Source organism: Niallia sp. FSL W8-1348, assembly GCF_038006745.1.
Lineage (GTDB): Bacteria > Bacillota > Bacilli > Bacillales > Cytobacillaceae > Niallia > Niallia alba.
Genome location: NZ_JBBOVV010000002.1, coordinates 202,716 through 228,059 on the forward strand (window position 1 = coordinate 202,716; position 25,344 = coordinate 228,059).

The 25,344-nt window shown below is 35.4% G+C and carries 24 protein-coding genes, 2 pseudogenes and 1 riboswitch; of the genes and pseudogenes, 20 read left to right on the plus strand and 6 right to left on the minus strand.

Features of this window, described 5'->3' with window-relative positions; genetic code table 11:
- The first annotated feature begins 11 nt into the window (after positions 1-11).
- The 7 genes from gltD to NST60_RS19455 all read left to right on the plus strand — a co-directional run bounded on the left by gltD (position 12) and on the right by NST60_RS19455 (position 8,140).
- A complete protein-coding gene (gene gltD, locus NST60_RS19425; protein ID WP_341099990.1) occupies positions 12-1,505 on the plus strand; it encodes a glutamate synthase small subunit in 1,494 nt (497 codons plus the stop codon).
- 298 nt (positions 1,506-1,803) lie between these two features.
- Complete coding sequence (locus NST60_RS19430) at positions 1,804-2,337, plus strand: HD domain-containing protein (RefSeq protein WP_101731166.1); 534 nt, start codon at positions 1,804-1,806, stop codon at positions 2,335-2,337.
- A 101-nt stretch (positions 2,338-2,438) separates the two neighbouring features.
- Positions 2,439-4,622, plus strand: a complete 2,184-nt coding sequence (locus tag NST60_RS19435) for an AAA domain-containing protein (RefSeq protein ID WP_169188592.1) — start codon at positions 2,439-2,441, stop codon at positions 4,620-4,622.
- A 664-nt stretch (positions 4,623-5,286) separates the two neighbouring features.
- A complete protein-coding gene (locus NST60_RS19440) occupies positions 5,287-5,949 on the plus strand; it encodes a peptidylprolyl isomerase (protein WP_040343696.1) in 663 nt (220 codons plus the stop codon).
- 83 nt (positions 5,950-6,032) lie between these two features.
- Positions 6,033-6,470 (plus strand): peptidylprolyl isomerase, encoded by a 438-nt coding sequence (locus NST60_RS19445; RefSeq protein ID WP_016203820.1) that lies wholly within the window; start codon positions 6,033-6,035, stop codon positions 6,468-6,470.
- A 62-nt stretch (positions 6,471-6,532) separates the two neighbouring features.
- Positions 6,533-7,276, plus strand: coding sequence for an SDR family NAD(P)-dependent oxidoreductase (locus NST60_RS19450; RefSeq protein ID WP_212118233.1), 744 nt, complete (start codon positions 6,533-6,535; stop codon positions 7,274-7,276).
- Between the two features lie 90 nt (positions 7,277-7,366).
- The gene (locus NST60_RS19455) at positions 7,367-8,140 is read left to right on the plus strand and encodes a TerC family protein (protein ID WP_016203822.1); all 774 of its coding nucleotides are present in this window, start codon (positions 7,367-7,369) and stop codon (positions 8,138-8,140) included.
- A gap of 51 nt (positions 8,141-8,191) precedes the next feature.
- Here NST60_RS19455 and NST60_RS19460 read toward each other — a convergent pair whose 3' ends face one another.
- Positions 8,192-8,674: a ribonuclease H-like YkuK family protein gene (locus tag NST60_RS19460; protein ID WP_051993961.1), complete on the minus strand. Its 483-nt coding sequence runs from the start codon at positions 8,672-8,674 to the stop codon at positions 8,192-8,194.
- A 320-nt stretch (positions 8,675-8,994) separates the two neighbouring features.
- Here NST60_RS19460 and NST60_RS19465 point away from each other — a divergent pair, with 320 nt between their 5' ends.
- From NST60_RS19465 to lepB, 3 genes and pseudogenes are all read left to right on the plus strand, one after another.
- Positions 8,995-9,906, plus strand: coding sequence for a DUF4349 domain-containing protein (locus NST60_RS19465; RefSeq protein ID WP_169188594.1), 912 nt, complete (start codon positions 8,995-8,997; stop codon positions 9,904-9,906).
- A 32-nt stretch (positions 9,907-9,938) separates the two neighbouring features.
- Positions 9,939-10,088: pseudogene (locus tag NST60_RS19470) on the plus strand (GNAT family N-acetyltransferase); the annotation flags it as partial.
- Between the two features lie 37 nt (positions 10,089-10,125).
- Complete coding sequence (gene lepB, locus NST60_RS19475; protein WP_101731163.1) at positions 10,126-10,644, plus strand: signal peptidase I; 519 nt, start codon at positions 10,126-10,128, stop codon at positions 10,642-10,644.
- A gap of 214 nt (positions 10,645-10,858) precedes the next feature.
- On the opposite strand, the gene NST60_RS19480 is transcribed toward lepB, so the two are convergent.
- Positions 10,859-11,116: a DUF2533 family protein gene (locus tag NST60_RS19480; protein ID WP_016203750.1), complete on the minus strand. Its 258-nt coding sequence runs from the start codon at positions 11,114-11,116 to the stop codon at positions 10,859-10,861.
- Positions 11,117-11,212: 96 nt separating this feature from the next.
- Positions 11,213-11,524: a DUF5658 family protein gene (locus NST60_RS26850; protein WP_445304415.1), complete on the minus strand. Its 312-nt coding sequence runs from the start codon at positions 11,522-11,524 to the stop codon at positions 11,213-11,215.
- 178 nt (positions 11,525-11,702) lie between these two features.
- Between NST60_RS26850 and NST60_RS19485 the strand changes: the two genes are divergently transcribed.
- The 3 genes from NST60_RS19485 to NST60_RS19495 all read left to right on the plus strand — a co-directional run bounded on the left by NST60_RS19485 (position 11,703) and on the right by NST60_RS19495 (position 14,749).
- The gene (locus NST60_RS19485) at positions 11,703-12,656 is read left to right on the plus strand and encodes a tyrosine-type recombinase/integrase (RefSeq protein ID WP_016203748.1); all 954 of its coding nucleotides are present in this window, start codon (positions 11,703-11,705) and stop codon (positions 12,654-12,656) included.
- A 183-nt stretch (positions 12,657-12,839) separates the two neighbouring features.
- A complete protein-coding gene (locus NST60_RS19490) occupies positions 12,840-13,280 on the plus strand; it encodes a CoxG family protein (protein WP_341099991.1) in 441 nt (146 codons plus the stop codon).
- 266 nt (positions 13,281-13,546) lie between these two features.
- On the plus strand, positions 13,547-14,749 hold the full coding sequence (locus NST60_RS19495; protein WP_016203746.1) for a chromate transporter: 1,203 nt from the start codon (positions 13,547-13,549) through the stop codon (positions 14,747-14,749).
- Positions 14,750-15,341: 592 nt separating this feature from the next.
- On the opposite strand, the gene ribH is transcribed toward NST60_RS19495, so the two are convergent.
- Genes ribH through ribE form a run of 3 tightly spaced genes read right to left on the minus strand, consistent with a single transcriptional unit; the run spans position 15,342 to position 17,122 of the window.
- On the minus strand, positions 15,342-15,815 hold the full coding sequence (gene ribH / locus NST60_RS19500; protein ID WP_016203745.1) for a 6,7-dimethyl-8-ribityllumazine synthase: 474 nt from the start codon (positions 15,813-15,815) through the stop codon (positions 15,342-15,344).
- Positions 15,816-15,818: 3 nt separating this feature from the next.
- Positions 15,819-16,436, minus strand: coding sequence for a 3,4-dihydroxy-2-butanone-4-phosphate synthase (gene ribB, locus NST60_RS19505; RefSeq protein ID WP_016203744.1), 618 nt, complete (start codon positions 16,434-16,436; stop codon positions 15,819-15,821).
- A 29-nt stretch (positions 16,437-16,465) separates the two neighbouring features.
- A complete protein-coding gene (ribE, locus tag NST60_RS19510) occupies positions 16,466-17,122 on the minus strand; it encodes a riboflavin synthase (RefSeq protein ID WP_016203743.1) in 657 nt (218 codons plus the stop codon).
- 411 nt (positions 17,123-17,533) lie between these two features.
- Positions 17,534-17,750: riboswitch (FMN riboswitch) on the minus strand.
- Between the two features lie 183 nt (positions 17,751-17,933).
- On the opposite strand from ribE, the gene NST60_RS19515 reads away from it, so the two are divergent.
- The 7 genes and pseudogenes from NST60_RS19515 (at position 17,934) to NST60_RS19545 (ending at position 25,268) form a co-directional block, all read left to right on the plus strand.
- On the plus strand, positions 17,934-18,698 hold the full coding sequence (locus tag NST60_RS19515; RefSeq protein ID WP_341099992.1) for an MBL fold metallo-hydrolase: 765 nt from the start codon (positions 17,934-17,936) through the stop codon (positions 18,696-18,698).
- Between the two features lie 303 nt (positions 18,699-19,001).
- Positions 19,002-19,757 (plus strand): exodeoxyribonuclease III, encoded by a 756-nt coding sequence (locus NST60_RS19520; RefSeq protein ID WP_169188595.1) that lies wholly within the window; start codon positions 19,002-19,004, stop codon positions 19,755-19,757.
- A gap of 180 nt (positions 19,758-19,937) precedes the next feature.
- Positions 19,938-20,918: pseudogene (locus NST60_RS19525) on the plus strand (ring-cleaving dioxygenase).
- Positions 20,919-21,032: 114 nt separating this feature from the next.
- Positions 21,033-21,833 (plus strand): HAD family hydrolase, encoded by an 801-nt coding sequence (locus NST60_RS19530; RefSeq protein ID WP_169189677.1) that lies wholly within the window; start codon positions 21,033-21,035, stop codon positions 21,831-21,833.
- Between the two features lie 99 nt (positions 21,834-21,932).
- Positions 21,933-22,991, plus strand: a complete 1,059-nt coding sequence (locus tag NST60_RS19535; RefSeq protein ID WP_016203737.1) for an undecaprenyldiphospho-muramoylpentapeptide beta-N-acetylglucosaminyltransferase — start codon at positions 21,933-21,935, stop codon at positions 22,989-22,991.
- Positions 22,992-23,146: 155 nt separating this feature from the next.
- The gene (locus NST60_RS19540; protein WP_016203736.1) at positions 23,147-24,484 is read left to right on the plus strand and encodes a DEAD/DEAH box helicase; all 1,338 of its coding nucleotides are present in this window, start codon (positions 23,147-23,149) and stop codon (positions 24,482-24,484) included.
- Positions 24,485-24,677: 193 nt separating this feature from the next.
- Positions 24,678-25,268, plus strand: coding sequence for a branched-chain amino acid aminotransferase (locus NST60_RS19545; RefSeq protein ID WP_169188598.1), 591 nt, complete (start codon positions 24,678-24,680; stop codon positions 25,266-25,268).
- Positions 25,269-25,344: the final 76 nt, after the last annotated feature.

Sequence of the window (25,344 nt, forward strand, 5' to 3'; positions counted from 1 at the left end):
GAGAGAACAGGATGGGGAAAGCAACTGGATTCATCGAATTTAATCGGGAGGAAGCGGAAGAAAGAAATCCGCTTTCCCGCCTAAAAGATTTTAAAAAATATTCTGCTCCTTTCTCTGATGAGGTACTTCAAAGACAAGGAGCACGATGTATGGACTGTGCAACACCATTCTGCCATATAGGGATGGAAATTGCGGGAACTACATCAGGTTGTCCAATCCATAACTTAATTCCTGAGTGGAACGATTTAGTCTATAGAGGGCGATGGAAAGAAGCCTTAGAGAGATTATTAAAAACGAATAACTTTCCTGAGTTTACCGGCAGTGCTTGTCCAGCTCCATGTGAAGGATCTTGTACGGTTGCTATATCTGACCCAGCAGTTGCGATTAAAAATATTGAACGAACTATTATTAATAAAGGGTTTGAAAACGGCTGGATTCAACCGCGTATTCCTGCAAGGAGAACAGGAAAGAAAGTTGCGATCATTGGATCGGGACCAGCCGGGCTTGCAAGTGCAGATCAATTAAATCAAGCAGGGCATTCTGTAACAGTATATGAAAGAGCGGATAGACCTGGCGGATTATTAATGTATGGCATACCGAATATGAAAATCGAGAAAAAAGAAGTAGAGCGAAGAGTGAAGTTACTAACACAAGAGGGTATTGATTTTATTACCAATACAGAGGTAGGAAAAGACATAACAGCTTCACAGTTAAGAGAAAAGTATGATGCAGTCATTCTATGTACTGGTGCTCAAAAACAAAGGGATTTAGTGATGGAAGGCAGAGATGCAGAGGGTGTTCACTTTGCAATGGACTATTTATCTGGCGTTACGAAAAGTTTATTAGATTCTAATTTTCAATACAAAAACTTCATCGATGCTGCGGGAAAAGATGTTATTGTTATTGGCGGTGGTGATACAGGTGCTGATTGTGTAGCGACTGCCCTTCGTCAAAACTGCAAAAGCGTTGTTCAATTTGGTAAACATCCAAAGCTAGGCGTTGTGCGAACAAGTGAGAATATGTGGCCAGCTGCCCCAAATATTTTCACCTTAGATTATGCGTATGAAGAAGCTGAACAAAAATTTGGCGAAGATCCAAGACAGTATGGCATTCAAACGAAAAAGCTGGTAAAAGACGAAGATGGAAGATTAAAAGAATTACACACAGTTTCGATGGAAAAAGTAAAGCAAGAAGACGGAACGTTTATATTTAAAGAGATTCCAGGTACGGAAAAAATTTGGCCAGCACAATTAGTTTTTATCGCAATCGGCTTTGAAGGACCAGAACAACCTGTATTAAAGCATTTTGGTCTAGAAACATCGAACCGCAAAGTTGCTGCAGTATACGGTGATTTTACAACAAATATTGAAGGTGTTTTTGCAGCTGGAGATGCACGAAGAGGCCAAAGTTTGATTGTGTGGGCAATTAACGAAGGAAGAGAAGTTGCTAGAAAAGTAGATGAATACTTAATGGGAGCTTCCATTTTACCTACTGTAAATGCATAAAAATACAAAAAGATGTGATGGACGATAGATCACATCTTTTTGTATACTCTCCCATATCACAACCTATTCAAAATATTATAAAAATTTAAAAACTAAACAAATTAATTAAAGAAAACACTTTTCACTTAAAAGGCAAGTAAATTCGCATATTTAGGTGTTTTTTATTATCATTTTATAAAAAATATAATATAATAGGAAAAATACTTTTTTAATCGGTTTAATAGGGGTAGGAGAAAGCAAATAAGAAAATAAATTCTCTCTTGTAGGGAGGTTTTTATAAAGAAAGGAAGTGTCGGAGATGAGAGATGTTAAGCTTATTGATATTTATAACCATCATATTGCCCAAAAATATATTACCCGATCAGGTTTAGCTCATGCTCTGGCAGTTGCTTATCATGCTTTTGAAATGGCAAAAGAATCAAATGTCGATGTCGATAATGCAGCTAAAGCCGGATTTTTACATGACATGGGTCATTACACCTGGTATAAAGATGGAAAATGGGATTATAAATTATATAGACAAAATGACATTCATCCAATTAAGGGTGCGGAAAGAGCGCATAAATTATTAATTCGTTTAGGAGAAAATCCTGTAAAAGCAAAAGAAATAGCGTTAGCGGTCCTTTTTCATACAGATAGTTTTATTCCAGGAGGATCGGTCACTCTATCACCACTGCAAAAAATAGTCAAATTAGCTGATGAGAAGGACGAGGAGCCTGGTGGCCATCATCACTATCGTAAGATAACAAAAGAACGCGCATTAAAAAGTTTAGAACGGTTAGATACAAAAATCGATGAATATATAGAAAAACAAATGGAAGAAAAAAATTAAGCAAGAAGGAGAGAACTGGATTTTCCTGTTTCTATCCTTCTTTTCTTTTAAGTGCTATAATAGAAAAATCGATTTTTTAAGAAAAGGAATTAGAGTGAAAAATGACAAACATTATCACTACAATCAAACAGTGGCAACAAGCGCTGCAAATAGAAATAAATTATTTAAAAAAATATAGTCAATCTAAAGTTGCTTTATATAATGGGATACGATTAAATACAGAAAATGATTATACCTATTATTTTGAAAGTATCGGCAATCTAAAGGTTCCCATTGGCTCAAATGTAATCATCCACTGGGGATCTCTGGCAGTTAAAGGACGAGTATTATCGGCAGATGGTAAGAGCCTTTTAGTCATTTTAGAAAAGATGATTGGTGAGGATATTGCTGAAGCCTATTTGTCCCATGATCCCTGGGAACTTTTAGAACAGCTGCAAATTCGCTTTGATTTGATAAAAAAGAATAAACGGAAGCTTAGTAGAATAGTAAAATTAATGCATCCTAGCGAAGCAACTAAGCATCCTAGTGAAGAGCTAAAAAATAATGTTCATGAGCTTTCGCTTAGATGTAAGTATAATCAAGTCTCTTTTGTATGGGGACCACCAGGAACAGGAAAAACGTACACACTTGCAAGAGTGGCATTACAACGTTATTGGAAAGGGAAAAGAATACTGCTTTTAGCCCAAAGTAATCAGGCAGTTGATGTACTACTGACAGAAATAACCTCAACGATAAAAGAAAAAGGCCGTTTTAAACTGGGCGATATCCTGCGATACGGGGGAAATAACAGCAATGGCAATCTGGAACAAGAGCAAATTACATCTAGCTCTTTGCTTGATAAAAAAGATATGGATCTTGCAAAGCAAAGACAACAGTTTATCGAAGAAAAACGTAAGCTTAAACAAGATCTTGCAAGTTCGTTTACAGTCAGAGATTCTTCTCAGCTGTTAGAAATGGAAGAAAGATTGGCAAGTGTCATGGAAAAAATCCGTAAAAGAGAATTACAATTTATGCAAAAAGCGAAGATTGTGGGTACTACATTAGCCAAAGCAGCGACAGATCCTGCCATTTATGAAGATGAATACGATTTAGTCATTTTAGATGAAGCCAGCATGGCATATATTCCACAAGTGGCTTTTGCTGCATCCCTTGCAAAACGAATCATTATATGTGGAGACTTTAAACAACTACCACCGATTGCATCAAGTCGCCATGCATTGGTAGACAAATGGTTAAAGGAAGATGTCTTTCATGCAACAGGTGTAGCAAATACTGTGCATCGTTCATCATTGCATCCCCAACTTTTACTACTAAACGAGCAAAGACGAATGCATCCAAGCATCTCAGAATTTACTAATAAATATATCTATCATTCATTGGTAGGGGATCATAAGCACGTGGAGAAGAAAAGAAAATCCATTGCTGACAAACCACCTTTCAAGGGGAGCGCAAGTGTCTTACTAGATTCTAGTCATTTCGGAGTTTATGCAACTTTTGAAAAAGGCTCGAAATCACGAGTGAATTATATGCATCTTTTACTAGCTTTACAAGTTATCAATGAGGCATTAAGTGAGAAAAGAACTAGTATTGGCTATGTTACACCATATCGAGCTCAAGCTGAAATAGTAGAAGCAATGGCATATGAATTTTTCCCTGAAGCACTCGAAGAAAAGCGCTTAACAATAGCAACAGTTCATCGTTTTCAAGGCAGCGAGAGAGATGTAATTATCTTTGATAGTGTGGAAGGTAATCCACTTTCACGACCAGGAATGCTTTTAACAGGAAAAGAGAGTGAGCGTTTAATTAATGTTGCGATAAGTAGGGCTAAAGGAAAATTTATTCATATAGTAAACAGACATTATATGAAAACGACAATTGATAATAGAAAAACGATTCGTCAGCTTGTCAACCATCAGGAAATGGTTAATAGTGTGATAACTAATCAACAAATTGGCGAGTGGATTCAAAAAAAGAATCCAAAGTTATTTTGGACGCATGGACAGAGGATAGAATTATTAAAAAAAGACATGGAGCGCTCAAAAAGCGAGGTGTTTTTATCCATTCCCCAACGGAAAGAAATCTTAACACAAGAGTGGAAGCAGCTTTTCGGTCGGGCAAAGATCGTATCTACTTCTGAAATACCATTTCCCATGGTCGTTATCGATCAAAAGGTAGTTTGGTTTGGCTTTCCATCAGAATTGGTGAATAAAAGCAAGCCACCTTCCCTTGCAGTCCGTATTCATTCTCCATATTTAGCTAGTTATCTATTAAAATCTTTAACGTAATCACAAAGAGGCTGGGACAAAACTAAATAGCCAATCTGTAAAGACGAACAATCTCTAATTTATCTCTTAAATAAAGGTTTCTTTTATACAATGGTTATTTATGTTTTTAAATATAGTCAAGTGTAAAAACTAATTCGTTCCATTGCGCTACAGAAACTCGCTTTCCGCGGGGAGCAACCTAAGCCTCCTCGGCTAAAGCCTGTGGGGTCTTAGGTTTTGCTCTACTTCCCGCAGGAGTCGAGTGTCTTCCGCTCCATTCCACTCCGTTTTTAAAGGCAATACCCTAAAAAATATTGTTTTTTTAGAAAAAATGAATTAGTAGGAAATATGGAGCAGCCTGAATACACGTAGACTCCTATGGGAGCTGCGAGAAAGTCCGAGACCCTGCAGGCCAGAGGCCGAAGCGGCTCGGCGCTCGCCCCATGGAAAGCGAAGTGTATTCAGGCTGCGGATATTAACACTAACTGTACTGAAACAACCTTTTATAAAACTAATAAAACCCGAACAACCATTTAGGATTCTTTGATAGTTGTTCGGGTTTATCTATGGCTGGAATACTTATGTCCCAGCCTCTTTTTTAACTTTCTTTATTAAAGGTTATTTATTGTGCAGAAAAGAAGATTTCGCTAAAATAGGGAGGAATCTAAGCATAGGAGGAAAAGTCATGGTGTGTAGAAAACGGACTGGTTGGATGATGCTATTCTTTAGTTTATCCATCCTTTTATTATTACTCTCAGGATGTGGAACGAAGAACACGGAACCACTAAATGAAGGAGAAAAATCACAAGGAAAAGCGATTTCCTCAGACGAATACCCTATCGTTACTATTATTATGGAGGATGATTCGAAAATTAAAGTAGAACTTTATCCAGATAAAGCGCCAAATACAGTGAATAATTTTATTTCATTAGTAAATCAAGGCTTTTATGATGGGCTGATTTTTCATCGCGTCATTCCCGATTTTATGATTCAAGGTGGCGATCCAAAGGGAAATGGAACAGGTGGTCCTGGATATTCTATTAAAGGAGAGTTTTCGGAGAATGGTTTTGAAAACGACTTAAAGCATGAAAGAGGCGTTATCAGTATGGCAAGATCTCAAATGCCAGATTCAGCCGGATCTCAATTCTTTATTATGGTCGCAGATGCACCTCATTTGGATGGCGAATACGCACCGTTCGGTAAGGTAATAGAAGGAATGGATGTCGTCGATAAAATTGTCTCTACAGATAGAGATGAGAATAACGATAAGCCATTAAAAGAAATGAAGATGAAACAAGTTACTGTAGATACAAAAGGAATTGATTATGAGGAACCAGTAAAAGAATAATCGATAATAGGGACGTAATATTTTCTTTCTCTAGCAAAAGATGATATGATAAAAGTTGATTTTGAAATAAGGAGATGTTGAACATGGCAACAAAAGGATACATACTAATGCAAAATGGTGAAAAAATTGAATTTGAATTATATCCAAATGAAGCTCCTGGAACAGTAGCTAATTTTGTAGAACTTATTAAAAAAGGGTTCTATAATGGTCTAACTTTCCACCGTGTTATTCCTGGGTTCGTAAGCCAAGGCGGAGACCCGAATGGTAATGGAACAGGTGGTCCTGGATACACAATCAAATGTGAAACAGAAGGAAATCCTCATAAACATGTTGAAGGCGCTTTTTCTATGGCACATGCTGGTCGTGACACAGGTGGCAGCCAATTCTTTATCGTTCATGACCCACAACCACATTTAAATGGTGTTCATACTGTATTTGGACAAGTTACATCTGGAATCTCTACTGTTAAGGCGATGAGAAATGGCGATGTAATGGAAAAAGTAGAAATCACTGAAGAATAAATACAAAGAGGCAGGCTGAGAAATTAGCTTGCTTTTTTTTATATGGATGGAGGGCGAATAGGATGTTCAAAGATAAAGTTGTAATTGTTACTGGTGCTAGTAATGGAATCGGTAAAGCAATTGCAAAAGCTTATTTGCAGGAAGAAGCATATGTTGTGCTGGCAGATATAGATGAAAGCCAAGGGAAGCAACTTCTTGATTCTATTGAACAAAAGGAAAAAGCATTATTTATCAAAACAGATGTACGAAGCGAAACGGAAATCATTCATCTTGTTCATACAACAAAAACGAAGTTTGGAAAGATTGATATTCTGATAAACAATGTGGGCAAAGGAGTTTTTAAATCGTTTTACGATTTAACGATTGAAGAATGGGATGATGTAATAAATACAAATCTCCGCAGCGTGTTTCTTTGTTCAAGAGAAGTCGCAAAAATCATGCGAGATCAGGACTCTAAAGGCTCGATTATCAATATGTCATCTAGTAGAGCATATATGTCTGAGCCTAATACGGAAAGCTATAGTGCTAGCAAAGGTGGTATTATGGCCATTACACATGCATTAGCAAATAGTCTTGCAGACGCACATATAACAGTAAATAGTATTTCACCAGGATGGATTGAAACAAAAGACTATGAAAATCTTCGCGAAATCGATCATGAACAGCATTTGTCAAAAAGAGTAGGTAAACCAGAAGATATTGCGAGGGCTTGTCTATTTTTAACTAATCCGCAAAATAATTTTATTACAGGGACAAACCTCATGGTAGATGGTGGTATGACCGTAAAGATGATTTATGAAGAATAATGGGAATATCTTAAATAAAGTTGCTATCTGAAAATGATAGGAGTATAATAGCTTCCATATCATTACATATATATAATGGAGGCTTTTTAAGTGGACGTTTTACATCAAATATTATCAACCTATGCTTCATTTTTTGATTGGGAGATGTGGGAAGAAGTATTAACAGATCCAGTTTCATGGGGATTAATTGGATCGTTAGTCATTTTAGAAGGCTTATTATCAGCGGATAACGCACTCGTTTTAGCGGTGATGGTTAAACATTTACCGCCTGACAAACAAAAAAAAGCATTAACGTATGGTTTATTTGGAGCCTATTTTTTCCGGTTTTTCTTTATTGGAATAGGCGTTTATTTAATCCACTTTACATGGATTAAAGTAGTTGGAGCAGCATACTTAGCTTGGATTGTAATTAAGCATTTCTGGCTTGGTGATGGTGACGAGGATGCTTCAGCGATGAAAAAAAATAGTTGGACAATAAGACTTTTCGGAGTATTCTGGGCTACCGTTATTTCTGTAGAATTAATGGATTTAGCTTTTTCCGTTGATAGCATATTAGCCTCACTTGCTGTATCAAATGAAATTTGGATCCTCTTAATTGGTGGAATGCTTGGGATTTTAATGATGAGAACGGTCGCTAAATTATTCTTAGTTTTAATTGAAAAAGTACCAGAATTAGAGAATACTGCTTTTGTTTTAATTGGTATAATCGCGGCGAAAATGTTCGCAAGTATCTTTGGTTTTGAATTAGATCATTATGTATTTTTTGCGATTCTAATTGCTGCGTTTATCATCACCTTTATCATTCATTTTATTAATAAGAACAAAAAAGTTTCCGAAGAGATTGCTGCAACAAAAGAAGATTAATTGTTTAGACCTGTTCTGCTTTAGGACAGGTTATTTTAATGCAAGAAGAGACTACTTTGTGTATTTATTGGCATAACTGGAAGCAACAAATGAATCTGGTTTTATTTTTGGTTCAATCCCAATTGATTCAATTCTTGCTACCATTTCATTTACAAAATCTCGTGTTTTATTTCTCCGACCTGCTCCAATATCAATATGTCCTTCAATAGAGAAAGTTGCTCCTTGATAAACAAAAGGAAGCACAACATCTATTAACTGGTTTTTCTTATTTTCGGTAAAAAGACTAACAATTTCTTCGGTTAACGTCGTCTCATAGGAAATTTTCTCATGAAGTCTTAATACTTTTCTCGGTAAAACAACTTTTCTGATACATGCCCATGCACCCTTCCCTTTATTCATAATCACAATTCCTGTAATAAAGGTGGTATGCTTCGCATGCACTTGGGAATCTGTACCAATCATCAATTGATAATTTCCAGCCGGATTTCTAGACATAAAGGAAAGGATACGTTGAAAAACAATATCAAACGTCATATTTTTTTCTTGCAAGTTTTGAAAGGTTATTTCCTTGTGCCTGTCTAACTCCACAAAAATCCCTCCATCTAAGCATATTTCCAACTCATTTTATACCATTGTATGTTCATCAAAAGTAATTATCACCGAAAGTAAACTTGTATTATCATATACACAGAATAGAGAATTGGTGTTAGCGTATATCCAGTTGATTGTAAAATTTTTGTTTTCTTTAAGAAAGAAAACTTTACGAAGCAGCTTTGTAATAAATATGTAATAATATTGAAACTTATTATTTTAATATCCGTCTAATGAGTAACTAAACTTAGGAGGTATGAAGGATGAAAAAGTATAGAACTTCCTTTATTGGCATTCTATTTTTTCTACTTTTAATGGCAGGATGTAGCAGCCAAGAATCAGAAAATAAAAGCGCAGATAGTACGGAGAAAGCTGCAAATAATGAAATAGCACAAATGGATTCTCATGAAGGAGAAGTGACGGAAGACCAATTAGCATCCGCTGATAAAGAGATTAAGAATACTAGTGGAACAGAAATAACAGAAAATGACCGCATGATGATTTACAATGCTAATTTATCCTTACAAGTTAAGGACTATCATCAAGTAGAAGAAGAAATTCAGAAAAAAGCAACCGAACTTGACGGTTATGTAGTACAATCATCTATTTACAATAGTGGCACTGATTATATTAATGGATCGATTATTGTGAAAGTTCCACAAGCGAATTTCCAATCCTATATTAATGAAGTGGAAAAAAATAGTATAAAAGTAATCGAAAAAAATATAAGCAGTAATGATGTCACAGAGGAATTTGTTGATCTTGAGTCTCGGTTAAAAGCCAAAGAAGCAGTAGAAAAACGACTATTAACGTTAATGGACCAGGCAGAGAAAACAGAAGATCTTCTGAAAATATCAAACGACCTAGCCACTGTACAAGAGCAAAAAGAGCAAATCTTAGGGAGAATGAAATACTTAAAAAATAATGTCGACTATTCCACTGTTACCATTCAATTAGAAGAAGAGTTAGTAAAGGTCGGAAACATCAAAAATAGCGACTCCTTAAATACTTGGCAAAAAGCGAAAAGCCAGTTTGTCAGTACAATAAACGGGGTTATCTCCTTCTTATCAAGTGTAGTAGTACTCGCTATTGGATTATCTCCGATTCTAATTCCAGTTGCAGTTATTGTAATTGTTTGGATTATTTTTAGAAAAAAAAGAAAACAGCAAGAGTAATGGAAACAAATCATATGTTATAATGGAATTAAATTCCTTTAAGAGTTTTCTCAACAAATTATCGAGCGATATCTTTCTATAAACGTATGGGATTTATAGAAGAAGGTCGCAAAATAAAGGAGTTTAAAATAGCTGAAAATGAATATGTAGACGATATTCTAATGTATAAAATGGTGAATTGATAATGATTGTATAGGAAAGGGGGGAAGGAATATCTACATGAATGCAGAGTTTAATAAAGAACTAAAGTCATGGATTATTGCGCTTATTAGTGCATTAGTATTCGTTTTTATATGCCGGAACTTTATCTTTACCCCTGTAAAAGTAGTAGGGCAATCCATGCAACCGACATATGAGAATCAAGATCGAATTATCGTTTCTAAAGTGGGGCAAATAAAGCACTTTGATACAATCGTTTTCCATTCACCGATTGAGAAGGAGGACTATATAAAAAGAGTAATCGGCTTACCAGACGATACCATCGAGATTCAGGATGACGCTCTTTATATAAACGGTCATAAATATGATGAGCCTTACTTACAGGAAAAAAAGAAACATTTACTCCCTAATCAAAAATTAACGGAAAATCTCAAGATAAAAGTACCAAAGGGACATATTTTTGTACTTGGTGATAATCGGCAAAAAAGTACCGATAGTCGACAACTTGGTTGTATCTCTGAAGAAGCAGTTATTGGAAAAGCAATCCTTCGTTTTTATCCAGTCATAGAGAATTACTAGAATATTTGAGTATAAAAAACAGCCTTGGCCGTGAACTTCACGAGCAAACAAGGTTGTTTTTATTTTATCCCACTCTTAACGGATAGTAAGACTAAGAAGGCCACCTCAAGCATATGAGAGTAGGTGGGAGATCAACTGTCCGTAAAGGTCCGATTGGTTCAACTAACCATCAGTGGGGGGATGAAAGAAAACCCCCACTGATGGAAGTTTCACTTTATATAGAACGAGTAGTAAATTCTACTACCATTGCTTTAGTAACCTTTTTTCTTGATGGAACAACACCAAGTCTAGCTAATTCATTCATTTGCTCGGTTACATCATTTATTTTATCAACCGAAAAATTCTCCCCAGCTTTACAAAGCAGTATCGCTTCTTCAATATAGGATTCACGTAGCTGATCTAATTGCTTAAAATGATTGACACGAGAATTGACTTGTTCTACATGTTTGGTAATTTCTTTATGTACACTCATAATCCTAACTCCTTACTGTTTGTATATTATTATTTTAATGGTTATTCTAGTAAAAAGAAAGGAGGACTTTAAATTACATAATAAAATTATTGTAAACTAAATATTCGTCATCCAAACAATATGCAAAACCATAACGGAAGAATATAATGCTAATGGAATAAATAGGAGAAAAATCCAGGTACGAGTATTTTTACTATAAAAATAGATTGCTAGGTAAAAGAGAAATAAAGATAAACAAATTTTTAACAAAAGGAATAAGAAAGGAGAAATTTCCCATAAGTGATTCATAATCGGATTTGATTCAGATATATGATTAAATTGGATTCCAAGAAAAGTGAATATTCCATCGAGAAAATTTAATAGGCTTAGCAAAAGAAATAAAATCTTCAAACTACCACCTCTTATCATTATTCCTAATTATCCCAATTTAAACGAAAAAACACTATAGGTAATTGCATTCAAATTTATTAATAATTCTTTTGTAGGAGTTTTATCATCATTACCGCGCATAATATCTCTTATGTGCGGTTTTTATAGAAATATAGTATACTAAACTTACTATTTTACAGATTAGGTGGCCATATATATGATTACAAAAGAAACGCTGTCTTCTTGGTATGAAGAGGAATTGACCCTTTTTCGGACGGAGATGGATAATAAGGACTATAGTGGATTTACTATTGAAAATTATTTGCGCGATATTTATTTCTTTTTAGAATTTATTACGCGAAAAAAAGAAGAATACATCGATTTAAATTTAGTAAAGAAATTACAAATAACGTTATTTATGAATGAGTTAAAAACAAAGCGAGCAAATTCATCTACTTCAAGAAATAGAAGATTAACAGCGATTCGTTCCTTTTATAAATGTCTAGTAGATTATGAACTTGTGCAAAAAAATCCAGCAATCGATTTGGAGAGTGCAAAAGAACAGAAGGGAAAACTACCAAGCTACCTAGAAAAGGATGAATTAAAATCATTTTTTGATATGGTTGAAAAAGTATCGCAAAAACAGCATCAACGACGCAATAAAGTGATCCTCGGATTAATGGCATTTGCAGGCTTACGAGTAATGGAAATACATTCTCTTAATTTGTCTTCTATACATCAAAATAGAGGGATCCATGTGTTAGGAAAAGGGAATAAGTCACGATACATACCCTTACCGAAAAAGTTAATGGAAGAATTATATGTATATATAGAAGAAAATAGGATTTTTCCGATGAAAGGGCAGGAGGATGCACTCTTTATCTCGCGGAGAGGAAAGCGAATTTCCAGAAGGAGGATTCAGGAAATTACAGAGCGAATTATTGATGAGATGTCAAAGGAATATCCAGAATTAAAATGGAAGGAAAAAGGAATCTCCAGCCATAAATTAAGACATAGTTTTGCTACACATTTAGTTCGAGATGGTCGAGACATCAGGACTGTACAGGAACTGCTTGGTCACACGAATTTAAATACGACTCAAAAGTATACCCATGTCTCTGATTCCCAAAAAGAGAAAGCGATGGATTTAGAAATATCCGATTACTTATAAGGTTACTATAAATATATTATGTTAACTTATTTTATACTCATATTCGGACATTTGGCAGAATATATATAGTTTTGATGGGTGATAAAAATGCAATCCCTATTTTTTACGGCAAAGCTAGTTTTAATGAGCTTGTAAATGGGAGAAGGGATTCGTCTGTCAATGAAAGATAAGGGAAGTGTTTTCATGCCAAGTAAGAAACATTCAATTATCGTCCGTGCAAATGCGAAAAAAGTATGGGATTTTGTTCGCTCCATGAACAACTGGGCTCCATTGGTGCCTGGATATATTAATCATCACATTATCAACGAAAAGGTTTCAACTTGGGAGTTTAAAATTGATATGGGACTCTTTAAGAAAAAAGTAGAGATGGAAGTAACCATACTAGAATGGAAAGAACCTTCCAAAGTTACCTTTCAGCTGCAAGGGATCAATGATCATTTTGATGGAAATGGCTATTTTATGGTTGAAGAAAAAGATGCGAATCGTACAAGAATGACTGGTTTTTTAGAGATTAACTCTACAGGTACTTTTCCAACTGTCACCAATAACCTCATGCAACCTAAATTAGAGGAAATAGCAGAAGAATTAACAATAGCAGTAAGTAAAGCAATAGAGGGTTTATGATAATAATATTATGTAAACTTAAAGCTAATGACGATTTGATACACTGATGAAATCGTCATTAGCTTTTTTTATCCTACTCTTAACGGACAGTAAGACTCCCTGCTCATGCTTAGGAAAATACGAGGAAGATAGTGGGAGATGAAGGAAAACCCACACTGATGAAAGTTTCACTTTATAAATTTTTTGTAAAGTTTCTTTTGCTTAACTTGGTCAAATATCTTTCATCCTATATGATAAAGATACTAATTGTTATTGGAGGCTTATCATTGGAGAAAGCAAAACAGTCGAAGAAAAGTAAAACTTTTTTAGAAATTTTACTTATTTCCACAAAGTTAGGGTTTACCTCATTTGGCGGTCCCATAGCTCATTTAGGTTATTTTCATGATGAATATGTCCGTCGTAGGAAATGGTTAGATGAAAAAAGCTATGCCGATTTAGTAGCTCTTTGCCAATTTCTCCCTGGTCCTGCCAGTAGTCAAGTAGGAATAGGGATAGGAATTATTCGGGGAGGACTGATTGGCGGAATTATCTCCTTTTTAGGATTTACACTTCCATCCGTGATTGGATTAATAATATTTGCAAGTTTGATAGAAGGTTTAGATATAGAAAATGCTGGTTGGATTCATGGCCTTAAAATGGTCGCAGTTGCTATTGTTGCCCATGCAATACTCGGTATGGCGAAGAATTTAACACCCGACTTGCAAAGAAAGACGATAGCACTCTTCGCATTAGTAATCACATTATTATGGCAAAGTGTCTTTTCGCAAATAGGGGTTATTATACTAGCATCTGTAATCGGTCATTTCCTATATAAGCAACAATCGATCGAACAAAGTCATGAATATATTTCCTTTCCCATTTCAAAAAAATTTGCTAGTTTTTGTTTAGGATTATTTTTTGTTCTTTTATTCCTATTACCAGTTATTCGTGAGATATTTGCTTACCCGTGGATCGCAATGTTTGATAGTTTTTACCGATCTGGCTCTCTTGTTTTTGGAGGAGGACATGTAGTATTACCTCTATTAGAGCGTGAATTTGTTCCAAGTGAATGGCTAAGTGAAGAAGCGTTTCTTGCAGGATACGGTGCAACCCAAGCTGTTCCAGGTCCATTATTTACATTCGCCGCATATATCGGAACAGTCATTAATGGATGGGGTGGGGGAATCTTTGCGACATTTGCGATATTTTTGCCCGCTTTTCTATTAATTATCGGGGTGCTTCCATTTTGGAACACTTTATGCAAGAATGCTAAGATTCAAAGTGCTTTATTGGGAGTAAACGCTGCTGTTGTTGGGATTTTGATTTCTGCATTTTATCATCCCATATGGACTAGTAGTATTTTAAATGCAACAGATTTTGCCTTTGCTGCTGTTTTGTTTTCGATGCTAGTCTATTGGAAATCGCCACCATGGATAATCGTTATTACGGGAGCCATTGGAGGAATGTTGATTTCTTATTTCCAACTTTAATAACAATGATAAAGAGGCTGGGACAAAACTAAATAGCCAATCTGTAAAGACGAACAATCTCTAATTTATCTCTTAAATAAAGGTTTCTTTTATACAATGGTTATTTATGTTTTTAAATATAGTCAAGTGTAAAAACTAATTCGTTCCATTGCGCTACAGAAACTCGCTTTCCGCGGGGAGCAACCTAAGCCTCCTCGGCTAAAGCCTGTGGGGTCTTAGGTTTTGCTCTACTTCCCGCAGGAGTCGAGTGTCTTCCGCTCCATTCCACTCCGTTTTTAAAGGCAATACCCTAAAAAATATTGTTTTTTTAGAAAAAATGAATTAGTAGGAAATATGGAGCAGCCTGAATACACGTAGACTCCTATGGGAGCTGCGAGAAAGTCCGAGACCCTGCAGGCCAGAGGCCGAAGCGGCTCGGCGCTCGCCCCATGGAAAGCGAAGTGTATTCAGGCTGCGGATATTAACACTAACTGTACTGAAACAACCTTTTATAAAACTAATAAAACCCGAACAACCATTTAGGATTCTTTGATAGTTGTTCGGGTTTATCTATGGCTGGAATACTTATGTCCCAGCCTTTTTATTCTTTCTTTTAAGCGTTTGTTAACTGATTATATAAATTACCCATTTCAATGGCGTTAACAGCAGCCTCATACCCTTTATTTCCAGCTTTCGTACCGGCTCTTTCAATCGCTTGCTCAATATTTTCAGTAGTAAGGACTCCGAAGATAACAGGGACCTCTGTACTTAAAGAAACATTAGCCACTCCTTTTGCTACTTCATTACTTACATAGTCAAAATGTGGTGTTGCTCCGCGAATAACAGTCCCAATTGTAATGATTGCATCATATTTACCAGACGCAGCCAATTTTTTTGCTGCTAAAGGTATTTCATATACACCAGGTACCCACATAACTGAAATATCGTCTTCATTCACACCATGACGGCTAAGAGCATCTTCCGCTCCAGATAAAAGTCTTGTCGTGATAAATTCATTAAAACGCGATACAACAATTCCGATTTTTAAGCCAGTTCCAATTAAATTTCCTTCAAATACTTGTTTCATTTTTTACTCCACCTCTTGTAATAAACTTTTTTTATACTGAATTAAATCTTGAATCGTAATCATTTTTAGAGCCCATTTTTTAGCCAATAGATGCAGATCGTTTACTCTTGCCATTGTTCCATCTTCTTTTAAAATTTCACAAATAATGCCGATAGGGGTTGCTCCAGCAAGGATCGCCAAATCAACAGCAGCTTCCGTATGTCCGTTCCGCTTTAGCACACCACCATCCTTTGCTATCAAAGGGAAGATATGACCAGGTCTAGTAAAGTCATCAGCGATTGCGTTTGAATCAACCATTTTGCTTATGGTGAAGGCGCGTTCATGTGCACTAATTCCCGTTGAAGTCTCCTTATGATCTATACTAATGGTAAAAGCAGTCTTTCGCGGATCACTGCTGCTTGTTACCATTGGAGGGAGATCAAGTTTAGTAGCGAGATTTTGCGGAATTGGTACACAGATTAACCCACGACCTTCTTTTGCCATAAAATTAATCATTTCTGGGCTGACATGATCCGCCAACCCAATGAAATCACCTTCGTTTTCCCGGTCCTCATCATCACAAACAATAACCACTTTGCCTTTTGTTAAATCTGATAAAGCATCTTCAATGGAATCAAACATTGTTTTCTTCCTTTCACTGTAAATTGTTTTTAAAAAAAGCCATTTTCTTTTAAAAATGAAGCGTTCAGTTTTGACTCTGTTTTTATGAGTGGTTCTTTGGATCTCGCCATAAGCGAATGAAAATATTTGGCCAAAAGGTCAAACTCAATATTTACAAGATCACCTTTTCGCTTATGCCCAATAATGCTAACGATAGAAGTATGCGGAATTAGTGAGACAAAGATGGAGTTAGCTGTCGTTTTAAAGATGGTTAAACTAGTTCCATCAATTGTGATTGAACCTTTCTCCATTGTCAGATGAACCTTGTCTTCCGGGATGCGAATTTCTACTAATGTGCTATTTTCTATATTTTCTGTAGACAAAATGGTTCCTGTGCAATCAACATGACCTGAAACAAAATGTCCACCAAATCTACCATTAGCTAGCATAGCACGTTCAAGGTTGACGGATTGACCATTTTTAAGATGCTGCAATGTCGTGTCATAGAAAGTATTTGGCATCACATCCACTGTAAACCATCCTTTGTTAAAGGAAGTAACCGTTAAACAAGCACCATTTACTGCAATACTGTCACCAATTTTTATATCTTCCATAATTCGGTCAGCTTGAATCGAAAGAGAAATTGTATGTCCCGTTTTTTTACTATGCTTCACAACACCTAATTCTTCCACTAGCCCTGTAAACAAAGGAAGTTCCTCCTTTCTAGAAAAATCGAAGCTCTTAAATAGTGTATTGGGGTCAAAAAATATTTACATGTATCAATTAAAGTTTAATAAGGGGCATCGAGCATAAGTTTCTGCCATACCAACTTAGATAAACTAAACTTTAAATAAAATACCAAATAAAAAACCCCGTATAAAAAAATTATACGGGGTCATTGTATACTTAAATAAACATATTGCATTATAGAAAGGCTAAATTGTTTTACGTTATATTGGCTACCAGTCGCTGCCGATTGCCGCTACTCTCCATATTACAAGTATAAATATGTGGCAATTTGGTTGAACAAACCGTAAAAAATATAACAAAACAAACCTATAGCAGACAAGAAAAAACTTCCTTGACGAATTCTATAAAGCATATACTTTGGTCATGAATTTTGCCTTCTCCCATCCAGACTATACTGTCGGCTTTGGTTTCTCACCAAATCCACCGTTTTATGTATTGACCATATGTAAACTGATTCACTGCTAAAAATATTATTAACAAATGAATAGTAGGAGTCAATATTAAATATAAAACGGGTCACGGGCTTAGAGTATACCGATACTCATCACCGCCGGTTGGGAATTTCACCCGACCCCGAAGGCGATCACACTTAATGTGTAACCATAACTATTTAATTAACTGTATAGTACACTGTTTCATTTGAATTATCAATCATTTTCTCTTACAAGTCATATTTACACTACGAAGGCAGGATTAACAAAGAGGAAAAATCGATGTGTTTCTTTCTTTCATTTGGTCACACTATAAGTAAGAAGGAGGTCTCCTTAGATGAAGATTGCAGAAAATGTTTATGGCTATCGAACAGCCATAGCCAATATTGCGTATATTGCTGGATTAGGGGAAACAAAGGAAGAGTGGGTACTTATTGATACAGGAGTTCCATTTTCTGCTCCATTCATTTTGAAAAATTCAAAGAAGCTTTTTAAAGATAAAAAACCGTTAGCAATTATTTTAACACATGCACATTTCGACCATATCGGAGCACTGCAAACATTAGTGAGAGAATGGGATGTTCCCGTATATATTCATGAAAAAGAAATGTCCTATTTAGAAAGTGAGAAAAAATATCCTCCTCCAACACCATTTAAAGAAAAGGGGATGATGTCTTTTCTTTCCCCACTTTATCCACGCGATGGAATTGCTTTTCATTCCAATATAAAAGTGATTTCAGCTGAAGATTCCTTATACTTTTTAGAAGGATGGAAATGGCTCCATACACCGGGACATACGGATGGTCATATCTCCCTATTTAGAGAAAAAGACGGTCTGCTATTAGCAGGGGATGCACTTATTACCGTTAGACAAGAGTCGTTATTTGCCGTGTTAATGCAGAAAAAAGAAATTCATGGACCGCCAGCATACTTCACACCGAATGTAGAAACTAGCTTCACATCAATAGAAAAATTATTAGCACTTGATCCACATATTTTATATTCAGGACATGGAATGCCAATGTACGGAAATGAAATAAAGGAAGGAATTAATCAACTTCTTTATCAGCATTCTACCGAAAATTTAGTAAAGGGCAATTGAGTTTATCATAATAACATTATGTTAATTAAAAAACAAGGTAAATTGCCATGTTACAGCATAAAAGTCAAAGGCTAGTGTAACTAGGCGATTTACTATTTTATTTAGCAGTTCTCCAATAACTAAATTAGTTATTAATTTATTTGCATCCAGCATTACAAATAATCACGTGGTAATACAACTTAGTTAAACTCACTAAATATAAGAATGGATAGGAACTTTTTCTGCCAAGATATTATCCTTTATCGAATCTCTATTTCATGATAGTCTTATTTATTAGAAGATTGATATAGTGAGGAGAATTAGATGAAATTAGTAACTTGGAATGTGAATGGAATTAGAGCCTGTGTGAAGAAAGGCTTTATAGATTTCTTTCAACAAATAGATGCAGATATCTTTTGCCTGCAAGAAACAAAACTACAAGAAGGACAAATTAAATTAGAGTTAGAGGGCTACCATCAGTTTTGGAATTATGCAGAAAGAAAAGGCTATTCAGGGACTGCTGTCTTCACAAAAGAAAAACCGCTTGCTGTAACATATGGAGTTGGAGAAGATTTTGAAGAATTAGAAGGAAGAGCCATTACCTTAGAATTTGAAAACTTCTTTCTATTAAATGTTTATACACCTAATTCGAAACGTGATTTAAGTAGATTATCTTATCGAGTAGGATGGGAAAAGCAACTAAAACAATATATTTTATCATTAGAGGCAATCAAACCAGTCATTTATTGTGGTGATTTAAACGTTGCTCATCAAGAAATTGATTTAAAAAATCCGAAACCAAATATAGGGAATTCAGGATTCACAACAGAAGAAAGAAATGAAATGACCAGTTTATTGGAATTAGGATTTGTTGATAGCTTTAGACATTTATATCCAGAGCGAACAGATGTGTACACATGGTGGAGCTATATGGCTAAAGTAAGGGAAAGAAATATCGGCTGGAGAATCGACTATTTTATCGTTTCTAATCAACTAAAAGACAATATAACAGATGTTAATATTCATTGCGATGTAATGGGAAGCGATCATTGTCCAGTACAACTTGATATACAAATATAACCCTAAATAAACGGGCATCCTATTAATGCTACCATTGTTGAAAGATGAGTAAAAACACTTCACTATGGTGCAGATGCCCTTTTTCGTCTGCAACTATCATTTCCTTGTACCTATAGTTAGATTATAACTTTCAAAAAAGTAGAAAGTTATTCATACATACATAGAAGGAGGAAACTTCATATGAATTTAAAAGGAATTCATCACGTTTCTGCCATGACAGCGAAAGCAAAAGAGAACTATCCATTTTATACCGATATTTTAGGTCTTCGCCTTATAAAGAAAACAGTTAATCAAGATAATCCATCTGTCTATCATTTATTTTATGGAGATGAACAGGGGAATCCGGGAACAGAGTTGACTTTTTTTGAAATTCCACATATGGCCCCCAACAGAGAAGGAGTGAGCAGCATTTCTGCAACTTCTTTACGTGTTCCAAGTAATAAAGCGTTAGAATTTTGGCTGAAACGCTTCGATGATTATGGTGTAAAACATGGAGAAATTAGCGAAAGAGCAGGCAGATTAACGTTAGAATTTAGAGACTTTGAAACACAACGCTTTTTCTTAGTATCCGATGAAAACGATAACGGTGTAAAATCCGGTATTCCATGGGATAAAAGTCCAGTTCCAACAGAATTTGCGATTACAGGACTTGGGCCCGTACAATTAACTGTACGCCGCACAGAATCGACTATTCGCGTATTAACAGATTTGCTGGGATTTCGCTTAAAAAATAGCTTTCCATCCACAATTGAGAATCAACAACCTATAATGGTGTTCGAAACTGGTGAGGGAGGTTCTGGGGCGGAAATTCACCTAGAGGAACGCACTGACTTGAAAGTACAGCGACTTGGCAGAGGCGGTGTTCATCACGTAGCTTTACGGGCGGACAATGAAGACGAACTCTATCAATGGATTTAAAAAATAAATGATGCACGTTTTCAAAATTCAGGTTTTGTAGATCGTTTTTATTTTAAGTCTCTTTATTTCAGAGAACCAAATGGTATCTTATTTGAAATTGCAACAGATGGACCTGGTTTTGCGACAGATGAAGAACTGGAACATCTAGGTGAATCTCTAGCACTACCACCATTTTTAGAGCCAAAAAGGGCAGATATTGAATCCATATTAGAACCATTAGATACAAATAAAAAACCATACTAATTATTAGTAGTATGAAAAGCTTCGAAAACAATATAGAGAAAAAGAAAAAAACGAAAAATTTATGCTACAATAATGGAAGGATCAATTGTTGCAATTGCTAGGGGGAAAAGAAAAATGAAATGTGTATCCATTGATTTAGACGGAACTTTATTGGATGACCATCATCAAATATCAGAAGCAAATAGAAACGTTATTCGAAAACTTAAGCAACATCATATAGATGTTATTTTAAATACAGGACGACAATACGCAGATGTTATAAAAGTAAGAGGAGTGAAGGAATTAGAGCTACCGATTTTTTGCTTAAATGGCAGTATGATGTATGATGAAACAGGAAAACTTCTTTATGAAACGGAAATCTCACTTGATTTGTATCAAACCTTACTACAAACACTACAAAAACTTGAAGTTGGTGTTCTTGTTTATACGAACCAAGGCGGTTTTCCTGGTACTCTTCCTCTGTTAAGAGGAAAGTCTTGGGATGAGATTCAAGCGCTGTTTGATCAGCAAGATTATGAGGCTATTTTACACTTAAAAGATCTCAAAATATATAAATTAGTAGCTGTTGTTGATGAAACACAATTAGAAAAAATTGATAAAGTAAAAGAAGTATTAAGAAAACAGGAGACTATTTCGTTTTCATCCTCCTTTCCAAATAACTGTGAAATCACCTCAAGTGAAGCACAAAAGGGAAAAGCAATTCGTCGCTATGAAAACCTTCGAAATCTTACCTTTAATGAGGTTTATTCCTTTGGAGATGGAGGGAATGATATAACACAATTTGAAGTTTCTACAAGATCATTTGCCATGGAAAATGCACCTGAGGAAATCAAAAAAAGAGCAAGTGATATTACAAAAAGTAATAATGATGATGGGGTTGCATACGCCATTGAAGAGATTCTGAAATTAGTGTAACCATCATATATTTAAACTAGTTAGAAGCCAGATTCGAAAAAGATAACATCTGGCTTTTTCGCTGCGAAAATGAACCAAAGAATAGGAGTCGAATACATTTTGAAGAAAATTGTGTTTACAGGTGGGGGCTCAGCAGGCCACGTTACGCCTAATATTGCCATTATTAATGAGTTAAACAAGCAAGATTGGGATATAGCTTATATCGGTAGTAAAGCAGGAATCGAAAAGGATTTAATCGAAAAAATTGATATACCCTATCATCCCATTTCTAGTGGAAAGTTAAGAAGATATATATCTAAAGAGAATATTAAAGATATTTTTAAAGTAATAAAAGGCTGTTATGACGCTAGAAAAGTACTGAAAAAAATTAAACCAAATGTTGTTTTTTCAAAAGGTGGATTTGTATCCGTACCAGTTGTTATCGCAGCCCGCCAACTTAAGATTCCCGTTATACTCCATGAAAGTGATTTAACACCTGGGTTGGCAAATAAATTATCGGTGCGATTTGCATCGAAAATATTCACCTCTTTCGAAGAGACTTTACGCTATTTACCAAAAGAAAAAAGCAAAGCAATCGGGTCTCCGATTCGCAAAGAAATTCTCACTGGTTCTGTATCAAAAGGGAGACTCGCTCTTGGATTTACAAGTCAGAAACCGATCCTTACCATTATGGGAGGAAGTCTAGGAGCAAAGAAAATAAATGAAGTGGTTCGTGATAATTTAGAAACACTATTACAAACGTATCAAATCGTTCATCTATGTGGCAAAGGAAATCTTTCAGAAAAGCATACTGGGATAAAAGGCTATCAACAATTTGAGTATGTTTATGAAGAATTAGCTGATATTTTAGCTGCTACAGAAGTGGTCGTTACAAGAGGTGGATCAAACTCGATTTTTGAATTTCTTGCATTAAAAATACCGATGCTTATTATTCCATTAACAAAACAGCAAAGTAGAGGCGATCAAATATTAAATGGGAAAGTCTTTACGGAAAATGGCTACTCCTATATGATAGAAGAGGAAGCTTTAACGAAAGACCATTTCCTTAACACCTTAAAACAAATTCAAGAAAACAAGCAAGTAATGATTGAAAAAATGGAAAAGAACAAAAGCCAAGATGCCTTAGAGGAAATTATAAAAGAATTAAATCGCTATTAATATATGCATATGCCAGGCTACAAGTAGAGTTTGCATGTTCGTCTCTGCTTGTAGTCTTTTCATTTTGCAAAGAAGATTTCAACTGATAATTTCAGTAGAAAAAGCCAAAATAAGAAAATAGAAATCGTATATACGAAGGGAAAGTAGGTATAACAATGCAATCATTTACAGACATCGGATTGTCTCCATCAACCATTGAAAAGCTCAAAAAACAAGGAATTAAACATCCAACCCCTATTCAAACAAAGGTGATTCCACCACTCCTTAAAGGTGGAGATTTAATTGCGCAAGCACAAACAGGAACAGGAAAGACATTTGCTTTTGTACTACCGATACTAGAAAAAATGGATGCCGATGCAAACCACGTTCAAACGCTAATTTTAACGCCAACTAGAGAACTTGCTATTCAAATAACAGATGAAATCATGAAAATGAAACAAGAGACAGTAAAGGTTCTAGCTGTTTACGGAGGACAAGACGTGGACAAGCAATTGAAAGTCTTACAGAAAGACGTATCAATTGTTGTAGCTACACCAGGTAGATTAATTGATCATATAAAACGAGGAACGATTGATCTAAGTAAAATCTCCTATTTTGTACTAGATGAAGCAGACCAAATGCTTCATATTGGATTTTTAGATGAGATTAGCTATATTATGAGACATATCCCTACATCAAGACAAACAATGTTATTTTCTGCAACCATTTCAAAGGACGTTGAAAAGCTTGCGAAGAAATATACGAAAAATGCGGAATATTTTACCGTGGAAGCAAAACAAGGACCTGCAAAAACCGTTAAGCAAGTAAGTATACATACAACTGATCGCGCCAAGCAGGGAACGTTAATGACCTTAGTTAAGGAAGCAAATCCTTATATGGCCGTAATTTTTTGCCGAACAAAGCGTCGTGTAACAAAATTATATGAAGTATTGCTCGCAAATAAATTTAGCTGCGGTCAATTGCATGGTGACTTGTCTCAAACAAAAAGAGAGCAAGTAATGAAAGCATTTCGGGATGGAAAATTCCAATTATTAATTGCGACAGATGTTGCTGCAAGAGGGTTAGATATTGATGGAATTACACATGTTTATAATTACGATATTCCTCAAGATGCAGAGTCCTACGTTCATCGAATAGGCAGAACGGGAAGAGCTGGCACCGAAGGATATGCGGTTACCTTTTATTCCTCTGATGATAGACCTTTGTTAGATTCAATAGAAAATCAATTAGATATTAAAATCGAAAAAATCCAACAACCTAAAAAATCTGATTCAGATAAAAAAGGAATGGAAAAGAAACCACAGAAAAAGACTTACAAAAAACAAAGTTCTACTAAAAATAAAGATGAATCTTCCCGCTCAGCCACATCAGATAAAAAGGGAAGTGACAGTAAACGTAAACCATTTTCAAATAACAGTAAGAATAGAGCAAATTCAACTCAATCTCCAACAAAAAAATGGACAAAACCAACAAAGCGAACGGGAAAAAGATAAAGAAAACTTCCATCAGTGGGAGTTTTTCCATATCCCCCGCTGATGGTTAGTTGCACTATCCGACCTTGACGAGAACGTTTCAACCCCTAGCTTCTTCGATTTTTCGCAAGCTTATGGTAAGGGTCTTATTGCCGGATAAAATTTAATTTTGGTACAAAAATCTATAGTTGTGATAGTGAAAGGAGTTCATACCATGCTAAAAAAAGAAATGAATAAGTATTTAGAGGAAAGAAAATTACAAACGGAAGAAAAAATAGTTCTTTTTGAAGAGGAATTGAATTATGTTAAAAAAGAAGGTCTTATAGACGAAAATATAGTGGTTGAACATACAGCTGAACGTTTTTCTGATTTGTATATGGAGCTTGCCAATAAAGAAACCGACGAAGTAGTGACAGAAAATGTTCAAAAAACGATTCTAAAAGAAGAAGTACGTTATTTAGAGAGAAATATAGAATTTTACCTCTATGTAGAGACGAAAGCATTTGACATTGTTTCCGTTGATTCTATGTCTTTAGAAGTTGATTCTGTTTTTGATACATACGAAATTTTATGTGGGTTAAAATGTCCTAAAAAGGCAGAAAAGGAGATTCGAACGTTTTTGGAAAATCATTTAACAGGAGATGATTCCTCTTACCATTTAATGTTCAATGGAAATGATGGCCTTTGGGATTTCAATTTTTCTTTAGAAAAAATTAGTGGGTTCCGAAAAGAGATGGAAATTGGGGAAGCATTAAAATTAGCTTATTTATTTTTATTTGCATTAAATGAAAAGTTGTCTGCATAATCATTTAGTAAGTACATCCACAAAATGATTATGCCTCGTTGATTTTTATAGGGCTTTTACTTGTAAAATTCAGGAC